General features: G+C 67.7%; 8 protein-coding genes and 1 riboswitch. Of the genes, 4 read left to right on the top strand and 4 right to left on the bottom strand.

Annotation, left to right across the window (positions count from 1 at the left end):
• Window positions 1-82: 82 nt before the first annotated feature.
• The gene (locus tag ABRP18_RS00270; RefSeq protein WP_113680428.1) at window positions 83-664 is read right to left on the bottom strand and encodes a hypothetical protein; all 582 of its coding nucleotides are present in this window, start codon (window positions 662-664) and stop codon (window positions 83-85) included.
• Window positions 642-2,357: a cytochrome bc complex cytochrome b subunit gene (locus ABRP18_RS00265; protein WP_349885220.1), complete on the bottom strand. Its 1,716-nt coding sequence runs from the start codon at window positions 2,355-2,357 to the stop codon at window positions 642-644. Before ABRP18_RS00265 ends, ABRP18_RS00270 begins: the two co-directional genes overlap by 23 nt.
• Before the next feature lie 179 nt (window positions 2,358-2,536).
• Window positions 2,537-2,601: riboswitch (guanidine-III (ykkC-III) riboswitch) on the bottom strand.
• A gap of 231 nt (window positions 2,602-2,832) precedes the next feature.
• Here ABRP18_RS00265 and ABRP18_RS00260 point away from each other — a divergent pair.
• Window positions 2,833-3,024 carry a hypothetical protein gene (locus ABRP18_RS00260; RefSeq protein WP_374168956.1) on the top strand — a complete coding sequence of 64 codons (192 nt, stop codon included), beginning with the start codon at window positions 2,833-2,835 and terminating at the stop codon, window positions 3,022-3,024.
• 138 nt (window positions 3,025-3,162) lie between these two features.
• Window positions 3,163-4,314 (top strand): calcium:proton antiporter, encoded by a 1,152-nt coding sequence (locus ABRP18_RS00255; RefSeq protein ID WP_113680425.1) that lies wholly within the window; start codon window positions 3,163-3,165, stop codon window positions 4,312-4,314.
• Window positions 4,315-4,338: 24 nt separating this feature from the next.
• Here ABRP18_RS00255 and ABRP18_RS00250 read toward each other — a convergent pair whose 3' ends face one another.
• Window positions 4,339-6,183 (bottom strand): MOSC domain-containing protein, encoded by a 1,845-nt coding sequence (locus ABRP18_RS00250; protein WP_193762117.1) that lies wholly within the window; start codon window positions 6,181-6,183, stop codon window positions 4,339-4,341.
• Window positions 6,184-6,384: 201 nt separating this feature from the next.
• Here ABRP18_RS00250 and gap point away from each other — a divergent pair, with 201 nt between their 5' ends.
• Complete coding sequence (gap, locus tag ABRP18_RS00245) at window positions 6,385-7,416, top strand: type I glyceraldehyde-3-phosphate dehydrogenase (RefSeq protein WP_349885219.1); 1,032 nt, start codon at window positions 6,385-6,387, stop codon at window positions 7,414-7,416.
• Entirely contained in the window at window positions 7,409-7,963 is a 555-nt protein-coding gene (locus ABRP18_RS00240) for a peroxiredoxin (RefSeq protein WP_058630916.1), read from the top strand. The genes gap and ABRP18_RS00240 overlap by 8 nt, the downstream gene beginning before the upstream one ends.
• Window positions 7,964-7,972: 9 nt before the next feature.
• Here ABRP18_RS00240 and ABRP18_RS00235 read toward each other — a convergent pair whose 3' ends face one another.
• Window positions 7,973-13,948: an LPXTG cell wall anchor domain-containing protein gene (locus tag ABRP18_RS00235; protein ID WP_349885218.1), complete on the bottom strand. Its 5,976-nt coding sequence runs from the start codon at window positions 13,946-13,948 to the stop codon at window positions 7,973-7,975.
• Window positions 13,949-14,119: the final 171 nt, after the last annotated feature.

Genomic DNA, 14,119 nt, shown 5'->3' with positions numbered 1-14,119 from the left:
TCCCCTTCAGTGGCTGGCGTAACCTCCGACCATAGTGAGAATCCAGGGGAAGTCAAATTTCCTTTTGACCGGGAAATTTCCATCACTGACCGCCAGTGCGGCCCAGTCCTTCGAGAACCGCATAGGTTCCGAGCACCGGCGCCGCACCCGGCTCTGCGCCGTCGTCGAGGAGAAGGAGGACGTAGCCCGACTCCTGCGCCGCCCGCCCCCATCCCCGTGGCAGGTCGCTGATGCGATCGGCGAGGAGGGTCGGCCCAACACCGAAACCGTGAAGGTCACGCACCATCAGACTCCGGTCGCCTTGGAAAGCGACGCCGACACGATCGAACGCCCCGAGCGGCCCATCGAGAGGTGGCTCGAGGAGGCTCCATCCGCGCTCACGCAGATGCTCCGTCATACGCTCCGGATCCCCGTCGCCCATCCGGAAGCGCATCGCAGCGATCGCGACCCCGACTCCATCCAGAACGAGGAAGGTGCATTCCGATCTCGGAATGGAAGCATGCTGCCGCCGTGCACGTCGCACCGCGGCGATGCCGACGACGACAACAAAGGCCCCGAACGCTCCCGGAAAACCGCCCGACAGGAAGCCGAGCGCGACGCCGAGCGCGGCGAGTGCGTGCGCCGCGCTCGGACGCCAGCGGTCAGCCTTCTCGGGAGTCGGCATTCCCGCTGTCCACGGCCTCGTGCTCGGATCGTTCATCAACGGTCTTCTCCGGCTCCCCGTAGTGCCCGTGCCCCGCGTCGACCGCGTCTATATCTGCCTGCGTGAGCGGCACCAGACGGTCTTCGAAGAACCAACGGGATACGGCCGAGCGCACGTTCTCAGTCCACGGGATGCGACCCTTCGCGTTCGGACGCACCACGAGCGGCTCGTAGGTGTCGACGTCGATGAGCTTCCAGCGGTCGTACTTGTCGACAGGCTGGTGGACCTCGATGAACTCGCCGCCGGGGAGGCGGACGATGCGGCCCGACTCGTAACCGTGCAGGACGATCTCGCGGTCCTTCTTCTGCAGCGCGATGCAGATGCGCTTGGTGATGAAGTAGCCGAGGATCGGTCCGAGGAAGAGCAGCGCCTGCAGCGTGTGGATGACGCCTTCCATCGTGAGCATGAAGTGCGTCGCGATGAGGTCGGACGATGCAGCGGCCCACAGCACGGCGTAGAAGATGACGCCGGCGACGCCGATCGCGGTGCGGGTGGCCGCGTTGCGGGGGCGCTGTGCGATGTGGTGCTCGCGCTTGTCGCCGGTGACCCACGCCTCGATGAACGGGTAGATCGCGACCGTGACGATGAACAAGCCCATGATGACGACCGGGACGATGATGCCGAACGACCAGGTGCGATCGAACATCACGACATCCCAGTTGGGGGGTGCGAGCCGAAGCGCACCGTCGGCGAACCCGATGTACCAGTCCGGCTGCGTGCCGGCCGAGATCGGCGAGGGGTCGTAGGGACCGTAGATCCAGAACGGCAAGATCTGGAAGAACGTGCCGAGCACCACGATCACCCCGAACACGATGAAGAAGAAGCCACTCATCTTCGCCGCGTAGACCGGCATCATCGGGTAGCCCACGACGTTGTCGTTCGTGCGGCCGGGGCCGGCGAACTGCGTGTGCTTGTTGATGATCATGAGCATCAGGTGCACCACGATCAAGGCGATCACCAGCATCGGAAGGATGAGGATGTGCAGCGTGTAGAGACGGCCGATGATGTCGGTCCCCGGGAACTCGCCGCCGAACAGCATGAAGGAGGTCCAGGTGCCGATCAGGGGGAGGCCCTTGATCATGCCGTCGATGATGCGCAGTCCGTTGCCGGAGAGAAGATCGTCAGGGAGCGAGTAGCCCGTGAAGCCCTCCGCCATCGCGAGGATGAACAACACGAATCCGATCACCCAGTTGAGCTCGCGCGGCTTGCGGAATGCGCCCGTGAAGAACACTCGGAGCATGTGAAGACCGATGCCTGCCACGAAGACGAGCGCTGCCCAGTGGTGGATCTGCCGCACCAGGAGTCCTCCGCGGATGTCGAACGAGATGCGCAGCGCCGAGTCGAAGGCCGCCGTCATCTCCATCCCGCGCATCGGTGCGTAGGCGCCGGTGTAGTGGGTCGGCACCATCGACGCCTGGAAGAAGAACGTGAGGAACGTGCCGGAGATGAACACCACGACGAACGCCCACAGGGCGATCTCGCCGAGCATGAACGACCAGTGGTCGGGGAAGACCTTTCGGCTCAGCTCCTTCAGGAGTCCGGAGACGCTGGTGCGCTCGTCGAGGTAGTTCGATGCGGCACCGACGAAGCGTCCGCCCAGAGGCGGCTCCTTCTTCTGCGCGGTCTGATCCAGAGTCGGAGACTCACGTGACATGATTCGGTCCTCTTCGGTGGTAGCGGGCCAGGGAGCTCTGAGGCTGCGCATGCAGGAACGCGCGCGACCGATCGGTAGCGCGAGACGTCCGCCGACGGGCGCGACGAAGAGGCGTCCACGGGGGACGGCGAGCGGGATTCAGGGTGGTTCCACACGCACCTGGCAACACGGGACGACCTTCTGGTCAGTCTTGTCGCTGTGCGGGTACTGCGCCCTCGTCCGCCGGTTCAGGAACGAACCTGCCGCCAAGCTATCAGACAACGGACGGCTCCACGGGATCGGCCATCGTCGTACCGTGTTTGCTACCCTGGAGAGGACACGACGGCGGGGGACGACCTCCGACGGTGAGACAGACCGGGGACGACCCCGACAGGAGTCTCCCGTGAACCACCCATCCGCCTGGCCGGTTTGGATCGCATCCCGCGAACCCCGTACCGCCCGCGCCACACTCGTGCTGTGCAGCGCTTCGTTCGCGATGGTCAGCGCTGCGGCCCTCAGCGTCGGCCCGCAGGGGATCTGGCTCGAACTACTCCTCTCGACGGGATTCCTCGCGTGGGCGACCGCGCAATGGGTATGCGTAGAGCGCCGTCGACGTCGCGAATCGGCGTTCCGCCGCGACGTGGAGCGCTACATCCGCATGCTCTCCGAGTCCTCCGCTCCGGAGTGACAGATCGCCGTCGTTCGCGAGGCCACCGCCGCGACCGACCGCGTACCATCAGATGCAGTGCGCTGACTCAGCGCCGCGGCCGGGACGACCCGGTCGTGTTCATCATTCGGGGACGGCCCCACCCGAAGGAGTCCGGCGATGTCACGCACGGAACTGAAGACGTTGATCGGCCCGACGGATATCGTCCGCGTCGTCCTGGGATGGGGAGCCTTCGCCGCCCTCCTTCTCCTCCACCCGGTACTGGAGCCTCCCGTGCCCACCCCGGTGCTCGTCATCGCGCTCGCGGTCATCATCGCGGTGATCCTCGTCTGCGCGTTCGGCGTCGTGAAGCAGGCGGAAGCCCTCGCGCATCGCCTCGGAGACCCCTACGGCTCGCTGGTCCTCACGCTCTCGATCGTCATGATCGAGGTGATCCTGATCTCGGCCGTCATGCTCGGACCAGGCGAGCATGCGACCATCGCCCGCGACTCGGTCATGGCCGTCGCGATGATCATCCTCAACCTCGTGATCGGGCTCGCCCTCCTCGTCGGCGGACTCCGCCACCGCGGCATGGCCCACAACCGCACCGGCACCTCCGCGTACCTGTCCATGCTGGTCGTGCTCGTCGCGCTCGCCTTCGGCCTCCCCGCTCTGATCGGCACGGACGGGTCCTACACGGTGGCGCAGGAGATCCCGATCATCGTGCTCACCCTCGCGCTCTACGCGTTCTTCCTCTATCGGCAGATGGGCGCGCAGGCGGGCGATTTCACCGAAGTCGACCCGCGCCTGCTGCAGAGTCCGCAGCGCCAGGAGAACACGGAGGAGCACAGCGGGATCCGTGAGGTTCTCGCCGAGCATCGCACGGAGGTCCTCGTGCGGCTCGCCCTGCTGGTGGTCACCGTCATCCCGATCGTGCTCCTGTCCCACGACATGGCGGCACTGCTCGACGACGGGCTGGGCCGCCTCGGCGCTCCGGTCGCCCTCGCCGGCGTGCTCATCGCGGGCATCGTGTTCCTTCCCGAGTCGATCACCGCGGTCCGCGCCGCTCTGGGCGGAGAAGCTCAGCGCGTCACCAACCTCTGCCACGGTGCGCTCGTCTCGACGGTCGGACTCACGATCCCCGCCGTGCTGATCATCGGCATGTTCACCGGCCAGACGGTCGTGCTCGCGGAGTCTCCGGCGAACCTCTTGATGCTCGGCGTCACACTGCTGCTGTCGGTGACGACCTTCGCCGCGAAGCGCGTGACGGCGATGCACGGCGCCGCACACCTGGTGACCTTCGGGGTCTACCTCGTGGTCCTCTTCCGCTGACCTCCGAAGCGGAGTGCCCCGGAGTCACGTTCCGGGAGCCGCGCCGTCCAGGCGCAGAGGGGTCAGCGGCGCGGCACTGCAGACGGCGACGCGCCCTGGCCCCGGCTCGCACAACGGCTCGTTGAGGTACTCGAACTCACCGTGTGTGACGGTACGCACGCAAGTACCGCACACTCCGACACGGCATTCACTCGGCCAGTCGAGACCCGCACTCTCGGCGGCGTTCAACAGGCTTCCCGCCGCGGGCTCCCACACGAAGGAGCCCGCAGCCGAATCGACGCGCAACGGGACGTCGGCGCGAGGCACGCGCGGCGGCCCCCACTCCGAACTCGCCGGAGAGGAGAAGAGGTCGACGTGGACGCGCTCAGGAGCGAACCCCGACTGCACGAGCAGGGCGCGCATGGCGGCAGCGAAAGTCGGCGGACCGCATACCGAGGCATCCGCTTGCTCGAGATCCAGGTCGGCCACGATGGACGCCAGGGCCGTGGCATCGATCAGCCCCTCGATGGCCGTGAAACCCTCGCAGCTCTCCGGCGCCGGCGTGTCGGTGACATGGAGCTGTGCCGTAGCGTCCGTGAGCTCGGCGACCGCCCTGCATGCCTCCGCCCACAACGGCAGGGACGTCGAACTACGCGCGCTGTGCACGACTCGTATGCGTCCTGCTCCGCGTCGCGCGACGCGCGAGCGCAGCAGAGCCACGCTGGGAGTGATACCGATTCCTCCGCTGACCAGCAGGAGATCTCTCGATGCATCGTCGCCCCCGACGCCGTGGGGCCCCGAGACGAGTATCGTCTCGCCGACCTCACGGACATCGTGCAGCATCGTCGAAACGCGCCCGTCCCGCTTCACGCTGATGCGGAACCGCCCCGGTGCGGTTCCGGAGATCGTGTACGACCGCCAGTTGGGAGTCGGAGCGTCCGGAAGGTGCACCCGCACGTGGGTTCCCGGAGGAGCGGTCGTGAGCAGGTCGAGGGGGTCCGAAAGCCAGAGGCTGACGACGTCGTCGGACTCGTGCTCTCTGGCCAGCACCCGGGCAGCGCGCGGCCACCCGGACTTGCCCTCCAGACGTGCGACGGCGCCGGGCTCCTCGCGGACCGCGTCACCCACACGCACGGTGCCTCCGCCGATGACCCGAGCGTAGACGCCGCAGAATGCGTAGCCGTAGCGGCTGGCCAGCAGCGCGGGCACATTGAGGTCGGACACCCCTTCGACCGGGCGGATGGTGGTGGCGCGACAGCGGTCGGTCGGCTGGAACACCTCGAGCTCGGCCTCCCCGACGCGGATGCGCGCTCCCACGAGCTCGAACTCCTCGAACGGGGCCAGCCCGGTGAGGTAGAGGTTGGCCCGGAAGCGGCGACGATCGACGGGAACACCGGTCTCCCTCTCCAGCTCCTCGAGGGTCGCGAGGTTGATGATCGACAGATGCGCGTCCTCCCAATCCCAGAGTCCATCGGAGGCGGCCTCGACCAGGCGGGGCTCGCCATGATCCGCTCCGAGGGTTCGACGCAGGAGGTCGTCGATGGCGGCCGAATCGAACGCCCCGACCTCGCCGGCGAGCGACGACCCTCGCTTTCCTCGCGCCATACCCTCCGCTGTCTCGACGACCAGGGCGGGGGAGTCGGAGCCGTCCTCGACGAGGCCGAGTGAGATGCGGGCGAGGTGCTCGTGGCGGGCGAGGTGGAAGAAGTGCTCGCGAGAGAGCCATCCCATGGAGCTCGGAGTCGAGTCGCGGCGGGCTATCGCGAATGCCCGGTCCCCGCGCAGACCACGACCGGGATCGAGACGAACGGGGTCGCGTGCCGGCACGCCGGAGAGTCCCTTCACCGGATAGCGCACGATGCTGTCGATGGAACCTCGGCTCCTGGTCATGAACGTCCCTTTCCCCTGCTCTGACGATCGATCATCATCATCGGCTCTCGGATCGTCCCCACCCCTCGGTATTCCGGCATTGGATCTCGCGGTCGTCTCCGCTCGCGAGTGCACGGATCCGTGCCGACGTCTTCCGGCCGTGATATTTTTGGCATAGGCCAAAAATATCATCACGCCGGAATCGGCACAGGAGGGAGCACTATGTCCACGAAGATCGCCATCAACGGCTTCGGTCGCATCGGACGGAACTACTTTCGAGCCCTGCTCGCGAAGCAATCGGATCTCGAGGTGGTCGCCGTCAACGACCTCACCGACACGCGCACGCTCGCGCACCTGCTCAAGTACGACGCGGCGAACGGCACCCTGGCCGGACCCGTGCAGCATGATGAGGCGCACCTCTTCGTCAACGGACAGGCGATCCGCGTGTTCTCGGAGCGCGATCCGCTCCGCCTGCCCTGGGCCGAGCTCGGTGTCGACATCGTGATCGAGTCCACCGGGCTCTTCACGAAGGCGGAACTCGCCGCGAAGCACGTGGAGGCAGGAGCCCGGAAGGTGATCATCTCGGCCCCGGCCACCGGTGACGACGGAACCTTCGTCCTGGGCGTGAACGAACACACCTACGATCCCGAACGGCACCACATCATCTCGAACGCCTCCTGCACGACGAACTGCCTCGCCCCTGTGGCCAAGGTGTTCCACGAAGCGTTCGGGATCGAGGCCGGACTGATGACGACCGTGCACGCGTACACCGCCGACCAGAACCTTCAGGACGGCCCGCACTCCGACCTGCGGCGCGCGCGCGCAGCCGGTGTCAACATCGTGCCGACCAGCACCGGGGCAGCCAAGGCGATCGGCCGTGTCATCCCCGAGTTGGAGGGCAAGCTCGACGGCTTCGCGCTGCGGGTGCCGGTGCTCACGGGATCCATCACCGACCTCACGGTCACCGCCTCGCGGCCCGTGACTGTGGATGAGGTGAAGGCCGCGTACCGCGCCGCCGCCGAAGGCCCGCTCAAAGGGATCCTCCGTTACACCGAGGACGAGATCGTCTCCGCCGACATCGTCGCCGACCCGCACTCGTCGATCCTCGACGCCGGACTCATCCGGGTCATCGGCGATCAGGTGAAGGTCTCGGCCTGGTACGACAACGAGTGGGGGTACTCGAACCGCCTGGCAGACCTCACCGAGTATGTCGCCGAGCGGCTGCCGGCACGCGAGGAGGACGCGCGTGCCTGAGTCGACCATCGACACGGCGGCGTTCACCCTCGACGTGTCGGAATGGGTGAACAGCGCTCCGGTCAGCCCGGAATCGCTCCACGGACGGGTGGTGGTGGTCGAGGCCTTCCAGATGCTGTGTCCCGGATGCGTGAGCCACGGACTTCCCCTCGCTCAGCGCCTCCACGGCATGTTCGACCGCAGCGAGCTCGTGGTCCTGGGGCTTCACACCGTGTTCGAGCATCACGAGGTCATGGGAAGGGAGGCGCTCGAGGTGTTCCTGTCGGAGTACCGTATCGAGTTCCCCGTGGCGATCGACCGCCCGATCGACGGTCAGGCCATCCCCGCCACCATGCAGCACTACGGCCTCAGAGGAACGCCGTCGATGATGATCGTCGACAGGGAGGGGCGCGTGCGGCAGATCGCGTTCGGCGCCGTGGACGAGCTGGCGCTCGGGACGTATCTGGGGCGACTCCTCGCCGAGCAGACTCCATACTCCGCCCCGTCGATCTCCGGCGGGGCGGAGCGGACCGGGGAGTCCTGCGACGTCGACGGTTCGTGCACCTGACGCCCGGGGCTAGCTCACGGCACCTCGCCGACGACGGATCAGGACCGCTCCCGCGAGGAGCAGCAGCACCCCGATACCGGCCAGCAGCGACGCGGAGGCTCCGTCCACCCCTGTCGTCGGGAGCCCGCCGCCACCGTCCGGTAGCGGGCCGGGGGGCACGACCGGGTCGGGGGGCAGGATCGGGTACACATTGGTGATGGACGCCGTCTGGGTCGTCGGCGGCTCTGCGTCCGCCACCGAGGGTGTCGTGATCGTCACGGTCTGACCGTCTCCGAGTCGGGACTGCTCGCCGTGGGCTCCGACGTCTCCGACCTCCGAGACCACACAGGTCGAGCCCAGTGGCAGAGCGTCGAGCCGCCCCTTCAGCTGGCTCTGCTCCGAGACGGTGATGATCCCGTCGGCGGGGAGCGCCAAGGGAACTCCCGCGACCGAGCATTCGAGTCGGAAGTCGAAGGTGGTGGGCGCCCGCCCTGTGTCGCCGACCACGACCTTCTGCACCGCGAGATCGCCGTCCTGCAGCAGGACCCCGGCCTGCACAGGGGCCACCGAGTACTCCCGGCCCCCGGCGTCGGTCCCCACGGCGCCCATCTGGTTCCATGCGATGCCGCCCGCGTCGGGGACGGCGATCGGGGCGAGGTCGGGGTAGGTGGTGGACTCGGGCACGTTCTGCGTCTCGTAGTGCAAAGACAGCACGTCGCCGGGGCCGAACGAACCGGTGGCGGTACCCGTGAAGTCGATCATGACGCGGATGCCGGTGACGTCCTCCCACGCTCCGCCGTAGGAGTCGGCCGGAGTCCAGGTTGCCGTGGTGTCGCAGAGCAGGTCGTCGAACCACGCAGAGGTGGGTCCGGTGCCCACACACGGGGAAGCGGAGGTGGTGACGTCGAGAGTGAACACCGCACCGCTGGGCAGCACGTTCGCGGTGAGCGAGTCGGGCAGGAGCACCGGCGCGTAGGTGCTGTTGCGCGCCGTGCCGGTCGCGAGCAGACGATCACCGATCCTCGGCAGGGGATCCACGATCGACACGGTCGGGAACCCGACGGTGCCCCCGTTCACGACGGACAGCCGCCAGTCGTCGGTCGCACCCACGGCCGTGTACGCGGCGCAGGGGGTGCGCGTGTACCCATCGGGGTCGAGCGGGCAGGCAGCGTCCGGATTGTTCAGGTTGACCTGCCCATCGACCAGATCGCCGTCGATCTCACCCTTGACGTACTTGTATGCGGCGAGCGCGCCACCGGGCGATGGCTGCACGTAGTTCGTCGTCCCGCACTGGTCGGCGGCGAGATCCGGAACCGTGCCCTCGCCGTTGCCGGAGGCATTGGTGCAGGAGTCGAGGTCCTCAGCGGTGGTGACGACGAAGCTGTTGGTCGTGAACTGATCGAGAGCGAGCCCCGGAGCCAGCACCAGGTTCACCGTGATCGTGAAGACCTCGCCGGGAGACATGCGGTCACCGCCCTCGGGCCAGGTGAACGTCACGTTCTTGCCCGTGTCGTCGATCAGAGCCGACACGTCGGTGGAGAGCGTTCCTCCCGCAGAGGTCTGATAGGTGGGCGGTGAGAAGTCCCAGTCGAGGTACTCCGGCAGCTGATCGGTGAGCTGGTCGATCGTGACGAAGCCCGTTCCCGTGTTGGTGAACTGCAGCGTCCAGGGCAGGCTCGCGCCGATGGACACCACATGACTCGTTCCCGGCTGCGACTTCACGACGTCGAGCTGGTGGGTCCCCGGGTCGATGGCGAGCTCGGCGTCGCCTTGGTCTTCTGCCGCAGGGTAGAGGCCGTCGAGTCTCGCGCTCTCCGCGGTCGCCGCGTTCGGGACGGTGGCGGGCAGCACCAGGGGCGAACCGTCTCGCTGCGTGGTGAGCACCACGACGTCGAAGGAGAGCTGAGCAGTCCAGTCGTCCGGTGGCGCGTTGCGGGAGAACACGTCGCCCGCGGCGTTGCGGAACACAGCCCTCACCCCGACCACCGTCGCCGGATCGATTCCGGCGGGGAAAGCGGCCGTCGCAGCGAAGACTCCCTCCGCCCAGGTCGTCCCGACGAGGACGTCGATGCGCACCTGATCGGCGCCGGCGGGGAGGACCACGCTCAGTGCCGGATCGGGGGCGAGGCGCACGGTGTTCCAGAAGTCGGCGTCCGCATCGGTGATCGTGACCTGCTGCGTGGCGGCCGTCGAGACGCCGTCCGTCGCATCGAGCGTCACGGTGACCGGGTTCGCCAACTCGGTCTCGAGGATCGCGTCCGGGGTGATGCTCTTCGCGAGAGTCACATCGAGGAGCGCACCGATCAACTCGACCGTGTCCCTGGCCGTGTCGTTGGGCCTGGACGCAGAGCCGGAGGGGGTGAGCACCGGATCATAGGACTGGGCGATCACGTCATTGGCGACAGCGCCCGGCTCCACGAGCTGGCCGGCATCCGAGCGCTCGTACTGTCGCACGCGCGTCTCGATCTGCACCTCGAGAGCCTCTCCGGCACGGATGCTTCCACCGTCGGTCTCGGGGTCGATGCCGTGGAAGACGACACTGACACCGACCACGGTCGCGAGGTCGGCTTCGGCGAGCGCTGACGCTGCCGTGACGGACATCGTGCGCGTGCTCAGGGTGCCGTCGGCGCGATCCCACAGCGTGACGGTGGAGGTCGCCGGGTCGACCTGATCGGCAGGGTAGCTGAACGCGAGCGACAGCACGTCGAGCCGTTCGTAGGGGTTTGTCCCCGCGTCGTAGTCGGCTCCGTCGAAGGGGTCATCCGCCCAGGCATCGGCTGCGCTCACACACTGGTCCGCCGCTCCGGGCGTGCACGGGATCGGATCGGTCACGCGCACGTACGATGCGCGGGCTGTGCTGTCGTTCCTGGCGGCGATGTCGAACATCACGGTCGGATAGTTCGCGGGGTCCACATCAGCCGACTCCGGGATCGTCACGGTCGCCGGCGTGACGGTCTTGTCGACGGACACGAGCGGCGGCTGATCGATCAGCGTGATGTTGTCGCGCTCCGTGTCGCTGCCGTTCCCTGCCGCCGAGGTCCAATCCCCGCGCAGCGTGTTCCACACGACTCCGGGGTCGGCGTCGTTGAAGGTCTGGTCGGCGCTCACCCAGCGGTCGGCGGTGGCACTGTCGTCACGAACGACGTTGCGCAGCTCCCACGTGAGGAATGTCGGTCGGTACTGTCCGACGGCGGAGGTGGCGAGCCCGGAGCCGGGTTCCGGCCTGGTCGGGTCGGAGCTGGCGGTGCGGGCGGCGTCATCCGGACGGTAGACGAGCCGCACACCGGTGGTTCCGGCGGTCTGCTCCGGGGTGAGGGTGTAGCCGATGAACCCGTCCGCTCCCATCCACGAACCGCCGGGCGCAGAGATGGGTGTCCACGCGCCGTCGACGAACAGCCAGACCTCGGTGATGTCGTCCCAGGCCAGCAGCGGATCGTCGGCGAGGGTGACGGGGTCGATGCTCAGCAGATCGAACGCCTGGAAGACAGTCGTCGCCGCGCCGGCGGGATCGGTGTCCGGGGCGGTCGCGGGATCCGTCAGGTTGAGGACGTCGATCCCCGGGGTCCCCGTCCGCCACTCGTTGCGGGTGGACACGATGGCGCCGGACTGCGCATCGACGAAGTCGACGTCGGTGGTCTTGTCTCCGGTCTCGACCCAGCGCTTCTCGGCGTCGACTCCCGCGCCCTCGCCGGTCGCCGGCGTCTGAACGCCGATCGTGTCCTGATCGGTGACCACGGCGCTGTCGATGCCGTCGGGGAGGCCGTCGACATCGCCGTGGCTCTGCGCCGTGGCCTCGTTCTCGTACACGGTGGGTCGCTGCGCCGACTGCTCGTCTTCGGGATCGTCACGCGGGTCGGTGGGGCCCGATCCGTCGCGCAGGTCCGTCCGCGCCTCGAAGACGAGGTTCGGCTCGACGCTGAAGCCCTGGGCGAAGCCGTCCGGATTGTCGAACGTGAAGCGGACGCCGGTGACGTCTGCGGGCGTGTCCGGAGGTGTGAGGGCGGCTGCGAACTCCGCGCGGCTCATCTGGAACGTCTGCGCCGTCGCTCCGGTGCTCACCGTGGCGAGCGTGACCCAAGTGCCGTCCGGGCGCTGGTACTCGGCGGTCGCCGTGGTGTTCGGCGGCACCTGTGTCGGGGCGATGCCCACGAGGTCGAACGCGTTCCAGAAGTCGTCGACCTGGTCTTCACGCCAGGTGTCTTCGACGACGATCTGCGTCGGATCGACCTGCGCCACACCTGTCGCCGTCGTGGCGGTCAGACTTGCGACGACGCTGTTCCCCGGCTCGACCGCACCCCTCGGGCTGATCCGCTTGTCGAGCGCGACATCGATCTGCGGGAAGTAGACCGCGATGTCGGCGGAGGCGGAGTCATCTGCCGTTCCCACGTCGTTCGTAGCCGTGACGTCGATCGTGTTCGTGCGCTGATGGGTCGGCGCCTCGGTACTCACCAACGAGAGGGAAGGGTCGATCGCGACGTCGATCGTGGCGGCCGCGTTCGCGGGGATCTCCCCCGTGAACTCGATGACGAACCCGGTGACGGTCCCCGACGGCGGAGCCGGAGACGCGGAGTCGGCGAACGGCACAGGCGCCTGGGCGACTCCGTCGATGTACCAGGTGATGGTTCCCGCTGTCGCTCCCGCGGGATAGTCGACGCCGGACGGGAATCCGCCGAACACCATGTCCGCGTCGAAGAAGCCCAGATCCGAGATGGTGAGGCTGTCCACGGGACCGTTCGAGGTGTTGGTCGCCGTGAGCTCGGCGGTCGCCTCGCCCCCTGCCGCGAGCTCGGCGGGGGTGATCGTCTTGCCCGCGAGCACCCCGATCGTCAGCGGTCCGATCTCGTAGGGCGCGGTGGCGTCGTCGCTCGCCGTCGCTCCGCCCGGGGCGTTGACGGTCGAGGTGATGCTGTTGGTGACGGAGTCGCCGGTCGCGAGCGTGCTGCCGTCGTTGCGATCCGTGGCGCGTTGACCGACGGAGAACGCTGTGGACGCGGTCGCATCGGAGCCGATCGTGCCGCCCGAGTACGTCAGCCGGATGCCCCCGACGTCTGCCGGGGCGACACCGGTGGGAAGAGCCGGGGTGGCCCCTGGCGTGCCCGCCTGCCAGCTCCATGTGCCGGATCCCTCGTCGTAGACATAGGCGTCGACCTGCACGGCTGTCGCTGCCGGAGGCAGGGTCGTCGCCCCGAATCCCTGGAAGTCGACGACGCGGAACGGGTTGTCGGACGCCAGCGTCGTCGCGCCGTCGGCTGCCGTCGTCGGCTCCTGGATGACGAGCGTCTCCGCACCGATGTTCGACTGGTTCTGCGCGCCGAGCGTGATCTCCGACGTCTCGCCCGGATCGAATTGCTGGGACGCGGGCGTCCAGCTCTTGCTCGCCTCGACCCCGATGACGGTGTCGACCGTGACGACCGCATCCGCGGAGTCCGTGATCGTCGCCGGCAGGTCGCCTGGACCGTTGTCCCAGTCGGCCGATGCCGTGTTCGTGACGGTGTCGCCGTTGTGCTGCCAGTCCGCGGGCAGATCGAGGGGTGCCCGGAGCACCACGCTGAGTTTGAGGGTTCCGCCCGCTTCCAGCCCGATGCCGCCATCGACCGGCTGCTGGAAGACCACGCGGACGGTGCAGTCGTCGCTGACCTCGACGGGGACGCCGTTCTCCTCGACGCACCCCGTGGTGGTCGCGGTGAGCGGCAGGTCAGACGGCGTATAGGAGGATCCGACGAACTGGAACCCCGCGAACTCCTCCGGGAGCGTGTCGGTGAGCACGACGTTGAGACAGTCGACGTCGTCGCAGACCAGGTCGACCGTGTAGGTGAACTCATCTCCAGGGCCGAGGGTGTCCTGCGTATCCAGCCCGTCGACGCGCTTGTCGATGCGGAGCGAGGACTCGGCCGCCTGGGCTGCGAGGGGAACGACGAGGCCCGCGCCGACCAGGGCGAAGACCGCGACGAGGGAGAGGAGGAATTTCCGCAGTCGACCCTCAATGGGCTGTGACGTCGTCGACATGGTGCTCGTTTCGTGGGGAAGCCACAAGGGCAACGAAGGAGTGCAGGCCGCCGACAGGTCGATGGATCAGTGATGAGGCCGGGTCGGAGACCACGTGTTCATGTTCTGGCGAGTATAGGAGCGCGAGTCCGCGTCGTTCTAGGGGGATTCTTCTGGTCCTCACCCTGCCGG

Origin of the sequence: Microbacterium sp. WHRI 7836 (assembly GCF_040223885.2) — a bacterium.
Lineage (GTDB): Bacteria > Actinomycetota > Actinomycetes > Actinomycetales > Microbacteriaceae > Microbacterium > Microbacterium oxydans.
Note: the sequence above shows the minus strand (reverse complement) of the source record. Positions and strands in the feature narration are given on the sequence as shown.

Coding starts and splice junctions, on each gene's coding strand:
- ABRP18_RS00270 (WP_113680428.1), bottom strand. CDS start 664: ATGCCGACTCCCGAGAAGGCTGACCGCTGGCGTCCGAGCGCGGCGCAC.
- ABRP18_RS00265 (WP_349885220.1), bottom strand. CDS start 2,357: ATGTCACGTGAGTCTCCGACTCTGGATCAGACCGCGCAGAAGAAGGAG.
- ABRP18_RS00260 (WP_374168956.1), top strand. CDS start 2,833: ATGGTCAGCGCTGCGGCCCTCAGCGTCGGCCCGCAGGGGATCTGGCTC.
- ABRP18_RS00255 (WP_113680425.1), top strand. CDS start 3,163: ATGTCACGCACGGAACTGAAGACGTTGATCGGCCCGACGGATATCGTC.
- ABRP18_RS00250 (WP_193762117.1), bottom strand. CDS start 6,183: ATGACCAGGAGCCGAGGTTCCATCGACAGCATCGTGCGCTATCCGGTG.
- gap (WP_349885219.1), top strand. CDS start 6,385: ATGTCCACGAAGATCGCCATCAACGGCTTCGGTCGCATCGGACGGAAC.
- ABRP18_RS00235 (WP_349885218.1), bottom strand. CDS start 13,948: ATGTCGACGACGTCACAGCCCATTGAGGGTCGACTGCGGAAATTCCTC.